1 pseudogene is annotated in these 452 nt (G+C 49.6%); it reads left to right on the forward strand.

Going from position 1 to position 452, the window contains the following annotated elements:
* Positions 1–162: pseudogene (locus H8K52_RS21420) on the forward strand (IS110 family RNA-guided transposase); the annotation flags it as partial.
* Positions 163–452 lie beyond the last annotated feature (290 nt).

Consider the following 452-nt stretch of genomic DNA (forward strand, 5'->3'; position numbering starts at 1 on the left):
TGGTTTGCGGAAAAGACCAACAGCCAAGCGCCCAACAAACGCGGTCGACGTGTGGCGATCGTCGCGGTGGCGAGAAGACTGGCGATTGCCTTGTGGCGCTACATCGAGCACGGCGTAGTACCTGAAGGCGCGCAGTTTAAAGAAGCGAAAAGCAGCAGCTAAGAAAAAGCGATCAATAGAGCCGAATTGATGAAGTACGTTGTGGCAGAACGAAAGCAAGAAAAGTAAAAAGGAATCAAACCCGTCACCCGCCCTGGTTGTTAAGAGCAACCGCCTATAGTAGATGGGGTTTGACTAAAGAAGGTCATCTTAGCGCGCAGCGCATGCAGAATTAGGCTGGTCGAAAACGCCAGCGGATAGAAGGTGGTGAAACTAAGTTTCACGAGCAAATGACCAGAGACTTATTACGAATTGTGAACGTACGACACAACGAAGCAGGAGAGAAAAATGAA

It is taken from the genome of Affinundibacterium seohonense, from assembly GCF_014284305.1.
GTDB classification, from domain to species: domain Bacteria; phylum Pseudomonadota; class Gammaproteobacteria; order Burkholderiales; family Burkholderiaceae_D; genus Undibacterium; species Undibacterium seohonense.